13 protein-coding genes and 2 pseudogenes are annotated in these 14,899 nt (G+C 67.7%); 5 read left to right on the top strand and 10 right to left on the bottom strand.

Translation table 11 applies throughout. The features are described from left to right. The first annotated feature begins 216 nt into the window (after positions 1-216). Positions 217-2,085: a sigma-54-dependent Fis family transcriptional regulator gene (locus tag PSm6_RS00965; RefSeq protein ID WP_265169289.1), complete on the top strand. Its 1,869-nt coding sequence runs from the start codon at positions 217-219 to the stop codon at positions 2,083-2,085. Positions 2,086-2,109: 24 nt separating this feature from the next. Here PSm6_RS00965 and PSm6_RS00970 read toward each other — a convergent pair. The 5 genes and pseudogenes from PSm6_RS00970 to PSm6_RS00995 all read right to left on the bottom strand — a co-directional run bounded on the left by PSm6_RS00970 (position 2,110) and on the right by PSm6_RS00995 (position 7,609). Continuing rightward, a pseudogene (locus PSm6_RS00970) lies at positions 2,110-2,837 on the bottom strand (alanyl-tRNA editing protein). 1 nt (position 2,838) lies between these two features. Beyond that, positions 2,839-3,825 (bottom strand): serine O-acetyltransferase, encoded by a 987-nt coding sequence (locus PSm6_RS00980; protein WP_031288130.1) that lies wholly within the window; start codon positions 3,823-3,825, stop codon positions 2,839-2,841. A gap of 22 nt (positions 3,826-3,847) precedes the next feature. After that, positions 3,848-4,762: a PLP-dependent cysteine synthase family protein gene (locus PSm6_RS00985; RefSeq protein WP_021220487.1), complete on the bottom strand. Its 915-nt coding sequence runs from the start codon at positions 4,760-4,762 to the stop codon at positions 3,848-3,850. Positions 4,763-4,773: 11 nt separating this feature from the next. Further along, positions 4,774-6,657, bottom strand: a pseudogene (moeB, locus tag PSm6_RS00990) (molybdopterin-synthase adenylyltransferase MoeB). Positions 6,658-6,670: 13 nt separating this feature from the next. After that, on the bottom strand, positions 6,671-7,609 hold the full coding sequence (locus PSm6_RS00995) for a DMT family transporter (protein ID WP_021220484.1): 939 nt from the start codon (positions 7,607-7,609) through the stop codon (positions 6,671-6,673). Between the two features lie 98 nt (positions 7,610-7,707). Between PSm6_RS00995 and PSm6_RS01000 the strand changes: the two genes are divergently transcribed. Next, on the top strand, positions 7,708-9,132 hold the full coding sequence (locus PSm6_RS01000; protein ID WP_031288127.1) for an aminotransferase-like domain-containing protein: 1,425 nt from the start codon (positions 7,708-7,710) through the stop codon (positions 9,130-9,132). A 44-nt stretch (positions 9,133-9,176) separates the two neighbouring features. On the opposite strand, the gene PSm6_RS01005 is transcribed toward PSm6_RS01000, so the two are convergent. The 4 genes from PSm6_RS01005 to PSm6_RS01020 are packed head-to-tail and all read right to left on the bottom strand — an operon-like array spanning position 9,177 to position 11,471. Continuing rightward, positions 9,177-9,698: a DUF2937 family protein gene (locus tag PSm6_RS01005; RefSeq protein WP_021220482.1), complete on the bottom strand. Its 522-nt coding sequence runs from the start codon at positions 9,696-9,698 to the stop codon at positions 9,177-9,179. A 19-nt stretch (positions 9,699-9,717) separates the two neighbouring features. After that, entirely contained in the window at positions 9,718-10,491 is a 774-nt protein-coding gene (locus tag PSm6_RS01010) for a class II glutamine amidotransferase (RefSeq protein ID WP_021220481.1), read from the bottom strand. Positions 10,492-10,494: 3 nt separating this feature from the next. Continuing rightward, positions 10,495-10,941: an HIT family protein gene (locus PSm6_RS01015; RefSeq protein ID WP_021220480.1), complete on the bottom strand. Its 447-nt coding sequence runs from the start codon at positions 10,939-10,941 to the stop codon at positions 10,495-10,497. 38 nt (positions 10,942-10,979) lie between these two features. Then, positions 10,980-11,471: a hypothetical protein gene (locus PSm6_RS01020; RefSeq protein ID WP_043246110.1), complete on the bottom strand. Its 492-nt coding sequence runs from the start codon at positions 11,469-11,471 to the stop codon at positions 10,980-10,982. A 107-nt stretch (positions 11,472-11,578) separates the two neighbouring features. Between PSm6_RS01020 and PSm6_RS01025 the strand changes: the two genes are divergently transcribed. Beyond that, positions 11,579-13,612: a S9 family peptidase gene (locus PSm6_RS01025; RefSeq protein WP_265169292.1), complete on the top strand. Its 2,034-nt coding sequence runs from the start codon at positions 11,579-11,581 to the stop codon at positions 13,610-13,612. 2 nt (positions 13,613-13,614) lie between these two features. After that, entirely contained in the window at positions 13,615-13,938 is a 324-nt protein-coding gene (locus PSm6_RS01030; protein ID WP_265170485.1) for a low molecular weight protein tyrosine phosphatase family protein, read from the top strand. On the opposite strand, the gene PSm6_RS01035 is transcribed toward PSm6_RS01030, so the two are convergent. Next, a complete protein-coding gene (locus tag PSm6_RS01035) occupies positions 13,935-14,255 on the bottom strand; it encodes a hypothetical protein (protein ID WP_021220476.1) in 321 nt (106 codons plus the stop codon). The genes PSm6_RS01030 and PSm6_RS01035 overlap by 4 nt on opposite strands. 82 nt (positions 14,256-14,337) lie before the next feature. On the opposite strand from PSm6_RS01035, the gene PSm6_RS01040 reads away from it, so the two are divergent. Further along, the gene (locus tag PSm6_RS01040; RefSeq protein WP_265169293.1) at positions 14,338-14,808 is read left to right on the top strand and encodes a YehS family protein; all 471 of its coding nucleotides are present in this window, start codon (positions 14,338-14,340) and stop codon (positions 14,806-14,808) included. Positions 14,809-14,899: the final 91 nt, after the last annotated feature.

Consider the following 14,899-nt stretch of genomic DNA (forward strand, 5'->3'; position numbering starts at 1 on the left):
TCCGTGCCAGGAGCACCAAAAATCTTCTATCACATTGATTAAGCTGGTTTTTAGTGAAATTCAGCGCCACGCACGAATGTTCACTTGAACAGTATTGAACATTCGAATGTGAACAACTGAACACTTCGAACGTTGACTTTGAACAGCCATGAACAACACTGCTCGGATCGCCGCAGAGCGAATGCCCCATAACAACAAGAACGCTGCGAGGCTCACATGGCCACCCCTGCCCAGGCGCCCGTACCGGCGCCGAACCACGATGCGATCGTCCGCGACTCGTGGAACCGCTGCCGCGACTTCGGCCTCACCCACCAGAGCCGACCGAGCTTCGGCGACGCCGCCGCGGGCGACGTCTCGGCACTGCTGGAGAGCCGGCACTTCCTCGTGCAGACCACCCACCAGGAGGTCCTGCCCTATTACGAGAACATTCTCGCCAACTCCAACTGCCTGATCATGCTCGCCGACAACCAGGGCCAGCTGCTGCAGTCCTGGGGCGACCGCCGCTTCGTCGAACCCTCCCAGGCCGCCGGCTTCGTCGCTGGCGCCCTGTGGCAGGAGCGCACCACCGGCACCAACGCCATCGGCACCGCGCTGGCCTGCGGCCAGGCCGTGCACATCCAGCGCGACGAGCACTTCCTCAAGGCCAACCGCTTCATGACCGGCTCCGCCTCGCCGATCTTCGACGCCACCCGGCAGATGATCGGCGTGCTCGACGTCTCCAGCGACAGCTACCTGCCGCCCTCGCACACCCTGGGCATGGTCAAGATGATGAGCCAGTCGGTGGAGAACCGGCTGATCCTCGGGCGCTTCAAGGACGACTACTTCCAGCTCAGCTTCAACACCAGCCTGGACAACCTCGACAGCCAGTGGGCCGGGCTGCTGGTGTTCGACGAGGCCGGCCAGGTGGTTTCGGCCAACCGCCGCGCCGACTCGCTGCTGGGCATCGGCCTGTCGTGGATGAACATCGAAAGCCTGTTCGACCTGAGCCTGCCTCAGTTGCTTGCACAGCCCGACAACCTGCCCTTCCCGCTGCGGGCCGCCGGCCGCTACCGCTTCCATGGCCGCCTGCTGCGCCCGCGCAAGCCTCGCATCGAGGCCCGTGATTTCCGCCCCGCCCCCGCGACCCCGAGCGAAGCGCCGGCCGGCGAGCTGACCCTCGGCACCATCAGCCTGGGCGATGCCCGTGTCGACCGCGTGGTGCAGCAGGCGCAACGGCTGCTGGAAAAGGACATCCCCATCCTCATCCAGGGCGAGACCGGCGTCGGCAAGGAGGTGTTCGTCAAGGCCCTGCACCAGGCCAGCTCCCGCGCCGGCAAGGCGCTGGTGGCGGTGAACTGCGCGGCCATTCCGGCCGAGCTGGTGGAGTCGGAGCTGTTCGGTTACGAAAAGGGCGCCTTCACCGGTGCCAACCAGAAGGGCAGCGTCGGCCTGATCCGCAAGGCCGACAAGGGCACCCTGTTCCTCGACGAGATCGGCGACATGCCCCTCAACGTCCAGGCCCGGCTGCTGCGGGTACTGCAGGAGCGCAGCGTGCAGCCCCTCGGCGGCGGCGAACCCTACCCGGTGGATATCCGCCTGGTCTCGGCCACCAACCGCCCGCTGCGCCAGGATGTGGACGCCGGGCTGTTCCGCCAGGACCTCTACTACCGCGTCAGCGGCCTCAACCTCGAACTGCCGCCCCTACGCGAACGCAGCGACCGTGGCGAGCTGTTCCGCCGCCTCTGGGAGCAGCACCGCGAGCCGCGCCAGTGGGCCGGCTTCAGCAACGATGTGCACGAACTCTTCATGGCCCACCCCTGGCCCGGCAACCTGCGCCAGGCCGGCAGCGTGATCCAGATCGCCCTGGCCATGGCGGAAGAACAGCCCATCCGCCGCGAGCACCTGCCGGACGACTTCTTCGCCGACCTGGAAGAAACCCCGCCGCCCAGCCACGGCACCACGCCAACCCAGCCGACGGACGCCAGCCTCGCCGCCCAGCTGCAGGCCTGCGGCGGCAACATCTCCGACCTTGCGCGCCGCCTCAACCTCAGCCGCAACACGCTGTACAAGCGCCTGCGCGAGCAGGGCCTGTACCCCGGCGGCTAGCGCAAGCCGCCCAGCCTTGCTGCCTCAGGCGAAGCGCAGGGTCACGCGGCGGTTGTGACGGCTCTTCTTCTCGATCTTGTCGCACACCACCCGGCCGATCTCGCGGGTGTTGCGCACATGGGTGCCGCCACAGGGCTGGATGTCCACCCCGGGGATGTCCACCACCCGCACCAGGCCCTGCAGCACCGGCGGCGCCACCGCCTGGGTGCGGGTCATCTCCAGCACCGTGTTGTATTCGCTGGCCGGCAGCATATGGGTGCGCACATCCAGCGCCCCCTCGATCAGCTCGTTCAGCGCATGGGTCAGGTGCTCCTTGTCCAGGGTCGATTCCGGCAGGTCGAAATCCAGGCGGCCCTTGTCGGCCGCGATGCTGCAACCGGTGACGGGGGCATCGATGATCGAGCACAGCAGGTGCAGGCAGGTGTGCATCTTCATGTGCTGGAAGCGCCGCTCCCAATCCAGGCAGCCCTGCAGTTCGAGGCCTGCGGTGACGGGCACGGCGCCCTCCTCCAACTGGTGCCAGATCATCGAGCGCAGCAGCGGGTCGCGCTGGGTGCCGACCACCGCCACCACCGAACCATCCGGCAACAGCAGGTGGCCCTGGTCCCCGGCTGGCCGCCGCCGGTGGGGTAGAACAGCGTCTGGTCCAGCGCCACGCCCTGGTCACTCACCGCGAGCACGCGGGCCGTGAAGGTGCGCTGGTAGGGGGCTTCGTCGAACAGGGCGCGGGTGTGCATGGCGAATACGGACATTTCAGCCTCCGATGCTCAGGAAATAGGGTTGCAGTTGCGAGCGCACGAGTGCGCTGAGGCCAGGTGGGTCGAGCAGGGTGATGTCGTGGTCGGGGCCGATGATCCGCAGGTGCAGCGGGTAACGGGGCGCCGGCAGGGCCAGGCCGATGCTGCGCAGCCGGTACTGGCGGTGGTTGCGCTCGTGCACCGTGCATTCCAGGGCCATGCAGCCGAAGCGCCGGTGCTCGGCGTCCAGCACCAGCACCTCGCCGCTTTCCGGCAGCTCGCCCACCAGGTGCACCCGCTCGTTGAGGGCGAAGGCCCCCAGGTAGCCGCAGTTGGACGACATCGACGCGCGCTGCATCTGCAGTTGGTTGACGATGCTGACCTTGGTGTTGGCCGGCACGTCGCGGGTGATCACGCAGGCCGGGCTGATGAATACGTTGTCGCCGATGCTGATGGGCCCGAGGATACGCGCCCCCGCGCCTACCTCCACGTGATTGCCCAGGCGCGGGTGGCGCTTGCCGCCCGGGTTGTCGGCGATGCCCGAAGCGCCGAGGGTGACGCCACTGAGCAGGTAGCAGTCGTCGCCGATCTCGCAGGTCTGGCCGATCACGGTGCCGAAGCCATGGTCGAGCACGAAACGCTTGCCGATGCGCGCCGCCGGGTGGATCTCGGCGCCGGACAGCAACTTGCCGGTGCTGGCCAGCTTGTGCGCCATGGCCTCGTGCCCGTCCACCACACCGTGGGTCCAGACCTGGTGCGCCAGGCGATGGAACAGCACCGCCTTGAAGGAGGCATAGGAGCCGAGCACCAGGTCGATGCGCCCGGCCGTGGCGGGGTCGCGCTGGGCATAGGCCTGAAGGTCGTCTGCCACCTGCTGCACGGCCACGTCCATGATGCCGTCCAGGTGGGGCATGAGCTGGTCCAGCTCGTTCGGCTTGAGTGCATGCACCAGTTGATCGAGCAGCTCGTCATAGAGCCGCAACCTGTCGAGATATCCCCACATCCTGTCGCCCTCCCCAGGCTCGTTATTCGAAATGCGGCAGGTAGCCGTCCACACCGTCGTAGATCAGGGTCAGTACCCGGCTGCCGCGCGGCAGCTCGCCGGCCAGGCTGGCGATGGCCACCAGATTGGCGGCCGAGGACAGCCCCAGGCTCACCGCGTCGCTACGCATGGTGCGGCGCACACGCTCCAGGCAATCCGCCTTGGCTACCTTGAGCATGCCGTCGAGCACCCCGAGGTTGAGGATGCTCGGCACCAGGCCGATGGACAGGCCCTGGATCTCGTGCGGCGCGTGGCGGTCGGCGAGCAGGTCGCACTGCTCCGGTTCGACGCCGAACACCCGCAGCGAAGGCCAGCGCGCCTTGAGCGTCTCGCCCAGCCCGGTGATGTGGCCGCCGGTGCCGATGCCCGCCACCAGGCAATCGAGGGGGCGATCGGCGAAGTCGCGGAGGATCTCCTGCGCGGTGCTGCGTCTGTGGGTTTCCGGGTTGGCGGCATTGCGTTGCTGGTTGAGCATCACGTAGCCGGGGTTCTCCAGTTGCAGCTCCATGGCTTTCTCGCCATGGGAGTTGTTGCCAAGGCGGCTGTCGGAGAGCACCACCTCGGCACCGTAGAGGCGCAGCACCTTCTGTTTCTCGGGGCTGTAGTTGTCGGGGATCACCAGGACCACGCGGTAGCCGAGGATGTTGCCGGCGATGGCCAGGCCGATGCCGGTGTTGCCACCACTGGGTTCGATGATGGTCTGCCCGCTGCCGGGCACGAGGATGCCCCGGGCCTCGGCGTCGCGGACCATGCCCAGGGCGATGCGTGCCTTGTGGCTGCCACCGGGGTTGAGCGACTCCAGCTTGGCGTACACCTCCAGCCCGGTCTCGGCGCTGAAGGCGGCCAGGCGCACCACGGGCGTCTCGCCAATGGCCTGGAGCAGGGATTCGTGGATCATCGCGCGCCTCCTCAGTACAGCGGCATGTCGGTGTCGACATCCCGCGCCCAGGCCTTGATGCCGCCCTGCAGCACCTGGATCTGGGTGAAGCCCGCTGCCAGCAGCAGCAGCGCCGCGCGTTCGGCACGGGTGCCGCCGTAGCAGACGATGCACAGCGGGCGCTGGCGATCCAGCTCGTCGAGGCGAGCGTCCAGCTCGCCCAGCGGCAGGTTGAGGCTGCCGGGCAGGCGGCACACCTCCAGCTCGTTGGTTTCGCGCACGTCCAGCAGTTGCAGATCGGTGCCACAGGCCAGGAGCTGCTGCAGCTCCAGCGCGGTGATGCGGAAATCCGCCGGTAGCGTGCTGGCAGGCGGGATGCTGGAAGAACAGGCCGAAACCTCCTCTTCCAGCGGCTGCATGCAGGTGCGGCCGGGCGAGCAGGACGGGCAGTTGGCGCGGCGCTTGAAGCGCACTTCGTTGAACTTCATCGCCAGGGCGTCGAAGCGCATCAGCCGGCCCACCAGGGGCTCGCCGATGCCGAGGACCAGCTTCACCGCCTCGGTGGCCTGGAGCAGCCCGACCACGCCGGGCAGCACGCCGATCACCCCGCCGGCGCTGCAGTTGGGTGCCAGCTCCGCCGGCGGGCTCTTGGGAAACAGGCAGCGGTAGCAGGGGCCGTCCTGATGGTTGAACACGCTGATCTGCCCGTCGAAGCGGTGCAGCGCGCCGTAAACCAGCGGCCGGCCCAGCAGCACACAGGCATCGTTGACCAGGTAGCGGGTGGCGAAGTTGTCGGTACCGTCCACCACCAGGTCGTAGTCGCCCACCAGCTTCAGGGCGTTATCCGGAGTCAGGGCGCAGTCGTGGGCATCGATGTGGATGTCCGGGTTGAGGTCCAGCAGGCGACGGCGCGCCGACTCGACCTTGGGCAGGCCCAGGGTGCTGGTGCCATGCACCACCTGGCGCTGCAGGTTGCTGGCCTCGACGCGGTCGAAATCCACCAGGCCCAGGGTGCCGATGCCGGCGGCGGCGAGGTACAGGCTCACCGGAGAACCCAGGCCGCCGGTGCCGATGATCAGCACCCGCGCCTTCTTCAGGCGCAACTGGCCCTGGCGGCCGACGTCCGGCAGGGTGATGTGGCGCACGTAGCGGCGCACCTCGTCGTTGCTCAGCTCATCGCTGTCCAGGCCCCCGGAGGTGGCGAGCATGATGTCCAGCTCGGCGCCTGCCTCCAGGCTGCTGTCGCCGTCCACAAGCTCGCCGTTGGCGCTGAGCAGGAAGTGCTCCTTGAACTGGTCGTTTCCATAGAACAGGTGGTCACGCAGCCCCGCGTGGCGGCTGCAGATATCCTCGACCAGCTCGCGCACCGTGGTGCCCTGCCCTTGCAGGCGGGCCTCCGGCAATTTGGCGACACGTGCCAGTACATCCGGGAAGATCACCGTATTCATAGCCAACTCCTTTTATGCAGGTCGTTATGGGGTGCCGGGGTATTCCCGGCTGCAGACAAAGGATTCTCCGCTCCACTCGAACAGCTTCGCGCCGTGGGCCCGGCCGGCCCGCACATCCACCACCAGGTGGGCGACGGGGTGGATCGGCTCGCCCATGAACAGCGCCTTGTCCTCGTCTTCGCGGCTGAAGTAGGCGCCGACGTCGGGGTGCGAGTGGTAGATGACCCGCACCGGGTTGTCGCCGCGCAGGCTGCGGTTGAGCAGCAGGGTGTCGGCCACCGCGAAGGTGAAGCCGGTGCTGGCGTCACGCCGGAACACCTCGGGGCTGCGCTGGTTGAGCAGGTTCTGGATGTTGCTGCCCAGGTGCACCTCGCCATCGGCGAAGACGAAGCCGCAGCACTCCTCGGGGTAGGTCTCGCAGGCGTGGCGGTAGATCGGCTGCAGGGTGTCGCGATCGATCACGTCCATGTGGTCCTCGTTGTCAGGGCTTGCGCGTCAGGAGTTTTTCCACGGGCAGCTTGGTGATGGCGAAACCGGCGAGCAGGATCGCCGAGTACAGCGCCAGGTCGCGGGAGATGGCCTGCCCCTCGTACCAGGAGCCGATGACCACGGCGAACACCGGGAAGATGATGAAGACGAAGGAGAGGATCACCGGGCTCAGGCGCTTGAGCAGGAAGAAGTAGACGATGAAGCCGCCCACCGACGCGCACAGGCCCAGGTAGGTGAGCGCCAGCCAGGAGCGCGAGGTGACCTGGCTGAAGTCCGGCTGTTCCACCACCAGGCCGGCGAGGAACAGCATCGCCCCGGCCAGGCCGATGGGCAGCGTGTTGTAGGTGATGACGCTGATGCCCTCGCCCTTCTGCTTGGTGATCACGTAGCACAGCGCATGCATCACTGCGGCGGCGAGGATCGCCAGCACGCCGAGGAATTCGGCGTGGTCCAGGCGCAGGCCCTGGCTGCGCAGGATCATGAACAGGCTGCCGAAGCCGATGCCGATGCCCACCACCTGGGACAGGTAGATGCGCTCGCGCAGGAACAGCGACGAGAAGATCAGGATGAACACCGGCATGCAGCTGAACAGCAGTGCGGTGAGCCCCGAGGAGACATGCATCTCGCCGTAATTGAGCAGGTAGTAGGGAATGCTGAAGTAGCTCAGGGTGACGAAGGCGAAGAAGCCCAGGCGCTCGCGGGGGAACAGGATCGAGTCGCCACGGACCAGGGCGAAGCAGATGAACAGCGGGAAGGCGATGAGGAAGCGCAGGCCCGAGGAAGTCAGGGGCGGCACGCTCTCCACGGCGATCTTGATGCCCAGCCAGGTGGTGCCCCAGCTCAGGCACACCACGAGAAACAGCAGGCTGGTGATGAATCCGGCCAACCAGTGCTTTTGCGATTTTCCGGTGTTTTCAATTACGGCGGACATTGGCATGATGGCAATTCATCCTTGCTGCTAAATTGACCTCTAAAACCTGGGTATCAATCACTGATTGACACAGCTCAATCAGGCTATTAGGACGAAAAATGGCTGTCAAACCAATTATTGACACGGTGTCAATTCTGAAATCAGCACTGGATTCCGGCCAGGGCGCGAAGTACAAGCGCCTCGCCGGAGCCATGGAAATCAGGATTCTCGAGGGCACCCTGGAAGGCGGCGCCAAGCTGCCGCCGCATCGCAACCTGGCCGACCGCCTGGGGGTGACCATCGGCACCGTCAGCCGCGCCTACGCCGAGCTGGAACGCATGGGGCTGGTGATAGCCCGCGTCGGCGACGGCACCTTCGTCCGCCGCCGGGGGCTGGAACGCAAGCGCGACGAGGGCTTCCGCAACTTCATCGAAGAGGCGCCGGAGCTCTACGACATGAGCCGCAACATGCACATCCCCGGGCATGAAACAGCCTTTCTGGCGCAGAGCCTGCTGGACCTGGCCAACGACCCGCAGACCCTGCAGGACCTGACCCGCTACACGCCGGACATCGGCCTGCCGCGCTACCGCCAGGTGGGCGCGAACTGGCTGGCCCACGGCGACTTCCAGCCCCAGGCGGACCAGGTGCTGTGCGTCAACGGCGGCCAGCACGGGCTGCTCTGCACCCTGATGGGCCTGTTGCGCGCGGGGGATATCCTGGTCACCGAGCAGCTCACCTACCCGGGGCTGATCACCCTGGCCCGGATGCTCGGCATCAAGCTGCTCGGCGCGGACATGGACGAGGAAGGGCTGGTCCCCGCCTCCCTCGACGAGATCTGCCGCAACAACCGGGTCACCGCGCTCTACTGCACACCGACCATCCAGAACCCCACCACCGGCGTGCTCTCGCACCAGCGCCGCGACGCCATCGCGCGCCTGTGCCGCGAGCACAACCTGCTGATCATCGAAGACGAGGCCCACGCGGTGCTGGTGGAGGACCGCCCGCCGCCCCTGAGCCTCTACGCCCCGGAGCGCACCATCCTCATCAGCAGCCTGAGCAAGGCGGTGGCCGCCGGCCTGCGGGTGGGCTACCTGCATGCGCCGACGGCACTGGTCAGCCGCATCGCCGCAGCCCTGCGCGCCACCTGCTGGATGGCCACGCCCCTGGCGCTGGAGCTGTCGACGCTATGGATCGAGAACGGTACGGCGGAGAAGTTGCTGAGCCAGCAGATCCACGAGATCGGCCGACGCAAGGCATTGGTGGAACGGCTGCTGGACGGGCTCAACTACCGCACCCATCCGCAGAGTCCGCACTTCTGGATCGAAGTACCGGAAGCCTGGCGCGCCTCGGACATCGAGGCCGACCTGAAGCTGAAGAACTACCTGATCACCGCCGCCGAAGCCTTCGCCGTGGGCCGCGCCACGGTGCCGCAGTTCGTCCGCGCCAGCGTCAGCAACGCCTCCAGCAACGACCAACTGCTCTACGACGGCTTCCTCACCCTGGCCAGCACCCTGCGCGAGGAGGCCGACCGCTTCGGGCTATGAGCCGCAGGGCGGATCTTGGTTCGTACTCGACACCACCCTCGGCCTCAGCGCCAATGGCGCTGCTGCACCCGCTTGCCGTTGCCGCCAGCGAGCAGGGCGAGGCCGAGGAACAGGCTTTCCACCACCCAGGCCAGCAGCAGCGCGCAGACGATGCCCCAGGCCATCGCCTCGGGCACCAGCAGCACCTGGTAGCTGTAGGCGTTGGCGGTTTCCAGCAACAGGTCGTGGTCGGCGCTCGTGGCCACGTGCCAGGTGCGCGCGTACCAGGCGCCCTGCATGGCCTCCCACTCGCGCTGCAGCAAGGCATCGCGGTTGACCAGGGTGGCCACGCTGTCGGCGTCGCTGCGCATCACCGGGTCGTTGCTGGCGCGGTAGTGGGCCACCAGCGCGGCGAGGTCGCCATCGAAGAAACGCTGGGCGGTCTCGCGGAAGCCCTTGAGCCCGGTCTCAGCCTCCAGGCGATGGGCCTCGACGCGCTTGGCGTAGTCATCGACGAACCCGGGCACCTGCACCCCGATGAGCAGACCCAGGGCGAACAGCGCCAGTCGCAGGTAGCTTCGCAGCATCGATATTCCCTCTCGTTGTTCAGGTCTGCCCGGAGGCCAGGCACTCGCCCCGCCGCCACAGGCTCCAGGCGCCGGGCTGGTAGAGCGTCCAGGTTTCGTTGTCGGTCAGCGGCTCGGTGGCGATCACCGTTACCACGTCATTGGGCGTGGTCTCGGACTGGAAGTCCACGGTCAGGTCCGCGTCTTTCAGTCGCGCCGGGCCGAAGGGCGCACGCCGGGTGATCTGCGCCAGTTTGGTGGTGCAGAAGCAGAACAGCCAGTCACCGTCGCTGAGCAGGCAGTTGAACACGCCCCGGCTGCGGTACTCGGAGCAGGCCTGCACCAGCACCGGCAGCAACACCTCCACCGGCACCGGCTCGGGGAAGCCCTGGCGCACACGGTTGAGCAGGTCGCAGAAGGCCGCCTCGCTGTCGGTGTCGCCCACCGCCCGGTAGAAGCTGGCGGCCGGGTGGAAGTCGGCGAGCTGGCCGTTGTGGGCGAAGCACCAGTTGCGGCCCCACAGCTCGCGGACGAAGGGATGGGTGTTGGCCAGGCTGACCTTGCCGACGTTGGCCTGGCGGATGTGGCCGATCACCGTTTCGCTCTTGATCGGGTAGCGCTGCACCAGGCGCGCCACCTCGGAGTCGACGCTGGCCGAGGGGTCCTGGAACAGGCGCAGGCCACGACCCTCGTAGAAGCCGATGCCCCAGCCGTCACGGTGCGGGCCGGTGCCGCCGCCGCGCTGCATCAGGCCGGTGAAGCTGAAGACGATATCGGTGGGCACATTGGCGCTCATGCCGAGCAATTCGCACATGGTTCAGGGCTCTCGTTTCAATGCCTGTCGCAGTTGTTCGGCTTCCCGCTCCAGGCGCGCCTGGATGCGGGCACGGCCAAAGGGCAGGAAGCGGGTGAGGATACGCCACAGCAGCGCGGCCAGGTCGCCCCGTTGCCGGGGAATCAGGTGCAGGTGCAGATGGGGCACGTGCTGGTTGGAATCCGGGCCGTCGTTGATCAGCAGGTTGATGCCTTGGCGACCATAGCCCGCACCGCGCAAGGCCTCGCCCACGCGCAGGGCCTGCTCCACCAGGCGCTGGCGCGCCGGGGCGCCGAGGTCGGCGAGGAACGGCGCGTGCTCGCGGGCCACCACCAGCACATGGGCCGGGCGCAGGGGGAAGATGTCCAGCAGCACCAGGAAGTGCTCGTCCTCGTGCAGCAGATGGGCCGGCAGCTTGCCGCCGGCGATGGCGCAGAACACACAATCCATGGGTATTCCTCGTAGCCGGCGCGGCGCGCTGCCTGGTGTCAGAGACGCGGCTCGATGCGCAGGCGGCGGTCGCCACGATCGTCGAGACGGGTGTCCACATGGCCGGTGGATTCACGCTCCATCAGTTGGCGCAGGGTCGGCTCCTCTTCTTCCTCGTCCGCGACCGCCGGCTTCTCGCGCTCGGCGCGACGGGCACGGATGGCACGTTCGATGGGCCAGCGGATGGCGACGAAGATGAGGTAAAGCACCAGGCCGATCATGCCGTACATGGCCAGGTCGGAAACCGCCTTCCAGGCGTTGTTGCCCACCTTGAACACGATGTCCAGCGCAGTCACCGCCACGGCCGGCGCGTAGAGGTCGCGGCCGGGGTCCACCGGGGTCGGCGTCAGCAGCAGCACGGCGACTATCAGGCGCAGGGGCTCGCGCAGCCAGCGCCACATCCAGCCGGTGGCGCGGAAGCTCACCAGCAGGCAGCCCAAGGCCGCGACGCCATAGGCGCCCCAGGCGAGGAGATAGTCGTGTTCGTTCATGGGCTTCCATGGCAAGGCGGGCAAAGGGGCGCTTATGATAGCGACTTTTCCGAAGCCCGGCGTCCCCGCCGTCGCCCGGCCCGCAACGCCTAGCCGTGAGAACCGCCATGTCCGAAGCCCCCATCGCCCGCATCCAGGCCGGAGCCGATCCCTACCGCTGGCTGGAGGAGCGCGACGCACCCGAGGTGCTCGACTACCTCAAGGCGGAGAACGCCTGGCTCGACCAGCACCTGGCCGCCGAAGCACCGCTGCGCGAGGCGCTGTTCGAGGAAATCCGCGGGCGCATCCGCGAGACCGACCTGTCCCTCGCCACGCCCTGGGGCCCCTACCTCTATTACCAGCGCACCACCGCCGGTGACGAATACCCGCGCCATTACCGCTGCGCACGCCCAGCCGAAGGCTTCGAGGTGGACGAGGCGACCGAGCAACTGCTGCTCGACCCGAACGCCCTGGCCGAGGGCGGCTTCCTTTCCCTCGGCGCCTTCAGCGTCAGCCCCGACCACCGACTGCTGGCCTACAGCCTGGACACCAGCGGCGACGAGATCTACCGCCTCTACGTCAAGAACCTGGTCGACGGCGCCATCAGCGCCCTGCCCTTCGACGACTGCGACGGCAGCATGACCTGGGCCAACGACAGCCGCACCCTGTTCTTCGGCGAGCTGGACGACACCCATCGCCCGCACCGCCTGTACCGTCACCGCCTGGGCGAGGCCGACGCCGAGCTGGTGTTCGAGGAGGCCGACGGCCGCTTCTTCCTCGGCTGCCACCGCGCCAGCTCCGAGCGCCAACTGGTGCTGATGCTGGGCAGCAAGACCACCAGCGAAAGCTGGGTGCTGGACGCCGACACCCCCGACGGCGACTTCCGCTGCCTGGCCCCGCGCGAGGAAGGCCACGAGTACTACGCCGACCACGGCCAGGTGGACGGCCAGTGGTGCTGGCTGATCCGCAGCAACCAGACCGGCATCAACTTCGCCCTCTACCAGGCCCCCGAAGCGACGCCCGAGCGCGCCCACTGGCACGAGCTGATCGGCCACAACCCCGACTGCATGCTCGAAGGCGTGGGCATGAACGCCGAAGCCTTCACCCTCAGCCTGCGCGAGGGCGGCCTGCCGATCATCCAGGTGCACCCCCGTGGCGCCGCGCCCTACCGCGTGCAACTGCCGGACGCCGCCTACAGCCTCTACGTGCAGGACAGCATGGAGTTCCACAGCCCGGCCATCCGCCTGCGCTACGAGGCCCTCTCCCGCCCGGCCCAGGTCCGCGAGCTGCGCCTGGCCGATGGCGAGCAGCGGGTACTCAAGCAAACCCCGGTGGAAGGCCCCTTCGACGCCGACGCCTACGTCAGCCAGCGCCTCTGGGCCACCGCCGCCGACGGCACCCGCGTGCCCATCAGCCTGGTCGCCCGCCGCGACGTGCTGGGCCAACCCGCGCCGCTCTACCTCTACGGCTACGGTGCCTACGGCGAAAGCCTCGACCCCTGGTTCTCCCACGCCCGTCTGAGCCTGCTGGAGCGCGGCTTCGTCTTCGCCATCGCCCACGTGCGCGGCGGCGGCGAGTTGGGCGAGGCCTGGTACCGCGCCGGCAAGCTGGAGCACAAGGCCAACAGCTTCAGCGACTTCATCGCCTGCGCCGAACACCTGATCGGCGAAGGCCTGACGAGCCGCGAGCAACTGGTGATCAGCGGCGGCAGCGCCGGTGGCCTGCTCATGGGCGCCGTGCTCAACCAGCGCCCCGACCTGTTCGCCGCCGCCATCGCCGAAGTGCCCTTCGTCGACGTGCTCAACACCATGCAGAACCCCGACCTGCCGCTGACCGTCACCGAGTACGACGAGTGGGGCGACCCGAACGAGCCCGAGGTGTTCGAGCGCATCCGCAGCTACGCGCCCTACGAAAACGTGCGTGCCCAGGCCTACCCGGCGCTGCTGGTGGTGGCCGGCTACAACGACTCGCGGGTGCAGTACTGGGAAGCTGCCAAGTGGGTGGCCAAGCTGCGCGCCACCCGCACCGACGACAACCTGCTGCTGCTCAAGACCGACCTCGGCGCCGGCCACGGCGGCATGAGCGGGCGCTACCAGGCGCTGCGCGACGTCGCCCTGGAGTACGCCTTCCTGCTCAAGGTGCTGGGGCTCACCGGCCGATGAAGGTGCAGCGCCTGCTGTTCATCTGTGGGCAGAACCGCCTGCGCAGCCCCACCGCCGAGCAGCTGTTCGCCAGCTGGCCGGGGATCGAAACCGACTCGGCCGGCCTCAAGGCCGAGGCGGAAACCCCGGTGATGCCCGAAGCCCTGGCCTGGGCCGACCTGATCCTGGTGATGGAGAGCAGCCACCGGCGCAAGCTCGCCGCACGCTTCCCCGCCGCCCTCAAGGGCAAGCGCGTGGTCAGCCTGGATATCCCCGACGACTACGAGTACATGGACCCGGCCCTGGTGGACCTGCTCCAGGCCCGCGTGCCGCCACTGCTGCGCTAGGGCGCCGGCTTCTTCTCACTGCCGCCCAGGCCCTTGCTGTTGCGATCCAGCTGCTCCTGCAGGGCCGGGATGCGCTCGTCGCGCGGGTCCGCCTGGCGCGTTGTCGGCGGGTTGACCAGCAGCGGCGGGCTGCCCGAACGCGGCGCAGCGGCCGGCAGGCTCGGTGGGCTGGCCTGGGGATAGGGTTGTGGCGTGGCCGTACCGGGCGAACCCGGTGCCGGCGTGCCGGGGGAACGCAGCAACGGCGGCTGTTGCGCCTGGATGCCACAACTGACCGCGACCAGCGCCGCGAATGCGAGCACAATGGCGCCCTTCATATGGACCTCCCGCCTTTCGGCGTCGACGTCCTCAGTCTAGTTGCCGGCCCCCTTCCGGCCGCCACTCCCGACGGAACACCCCATGACCAACAACGATGTACTGCGCAGCCTGCGCTACCTGCTGGATATCAGCGACGCCCGGGTGCTGGAAATCATCGGCCTGGCCGACCAGGAAGTCAGCCGCCAGGAAGTGGCCTCCTGGCTGGTCCGTGATGACGAAGAGGGCTACCACTCCTGCAGCGACAAACGCCTCGCCGGTTTCCTCGACGGCCTGGTGTACACCCTGCGTGGCAAGGACGAGAGCCGCCCGCCCCTGCCCATGGAACTGCCGATGAGCAACAACCAGATCCTGAAGAAGCTGCGGGTGGCCTTCGAGCTGCGCGAGGACGACATCCTCGCCATCCTCCAGGAAGCGGACCTGCCCATGACCCGGGCGGAAATCGGCGCGCTGTTCCGCAAGAAGGACCACAAGAACTATCGCGCCTGCGGCGACCAGATCCTGCGCAACTTCCTCCGTGGACTCACCGCGCGCAGGCGTCCGCCGCAGGACTGAGAACAGCTTCCAGGACGCGTCTAGAATTCATCGGCCGGCGACCGGAACCTTGCCGGAGGAGCGCCAGTCACACCCCTCGATAACCTCAAGG

This window comes from Pseudomonas solani (assembly GCF_026072635.1).
Classification (GTDB): domain Bacteria; phylum Pseudomonadota; class Gammaproteobacteria; order Pseudomonadales; family Pseudomonadaceae; genus Metapseudomonas; species Metapseudomonas solani.

What these genes read in the sequence shown, in the direction of transcription:
- PSm6_RS01035 (WP_021220476.1), bottom strand. Translation starts at nt 14,255, where the DNA reads ATGAAGGGCGCCATTGTGCTCGCATTCGCGGCGCTGGTCGCGGTCAGT.
- PSm6_RS00995 (WP_021220484.1), bottom strand. Translation starts at nt 7,609, where the DNA reads ATGTCCGCCGTAATTGAAAACACCGGAAAATCGCAAAAGCACTGGTTG.
- PSm6_RS01000 (WP_031288127.1), top strand. Translation starts at nt 7,708, where the DNA reads ATGGCTGTCAAACCAATTATTGACACGGTGTCAATTCTGAAATCAGCA.
- PSm6_RS01040 (WP_265169293.1), top strand. Translation starts at nt 14,338, where the DNA reads ATGACCAACAACGATGTACTGCGCAGCCTGCGCTACCTGCTGGATATC.
- PSm6_RS00985 (WP_021220487.1), bottom strand. Translation starts at nt 4,762, where the DNA reads ATGATCCACGAATCCCTGCTCCAGGCCATTGGCGAGACGCCCGTGGTG.
- PSm6_RS01020 (WP_043246110.1), bottom strand. Translation starts at nt 11,471, where the DNA reads ATGAACGAACACGACTATCTCCTCGCCTGGGGCGCCTATGGCGTCGCG.
- PSm6_RS00965 (WP_265169289.1), top strand. Translation starts at nt 217, where the DNA reads ATGGCCACCCCTGCCCAGGCGCCCGTACCGGCGCCGAACCACGATGCG.
- PSm6_RS00980 (WP_031288130.1), bottom strand. Translation starts at nt 3,825, where the DNA reads ATGTGGGGATATCTCGACAGGTTGCGGCTCTATGACGAGCTGCTCGAT.
- PSm6_RS01005 (WP_021220482.1), bottom strand. Translation starts at nt 9,698, where the DNA reads ATGCTGCGAAGCTACCTGCGACTGGCGCTGTTCGCCCTGGGTCTGCTC.
- PSm6_RS01010 (WP_021220481.1), bottom strand. Translation starts at nt 10,491, where the DNA reads ATGTGCGAATTGCTCGGCATGAGCGCCAATGTGCCCACCGATATCGTC.
- PSm6_RS01015 (WP_021220480.1), bottom strand. Translation starts at nt 10,941, where the DNA reads ATGGATTGTGTGTTCTGCGCCATCGCCGGCGGCAAGCTGCCGGCCCAT.
- PSm6_RS01025 (WP_265169292.1), top strand. Translation starts at nt 11,579, where the DNA reads ATGTCCGAAGCCCCCATCGCCCGCATCCAGGCCGGAGCCGATCCCTAC.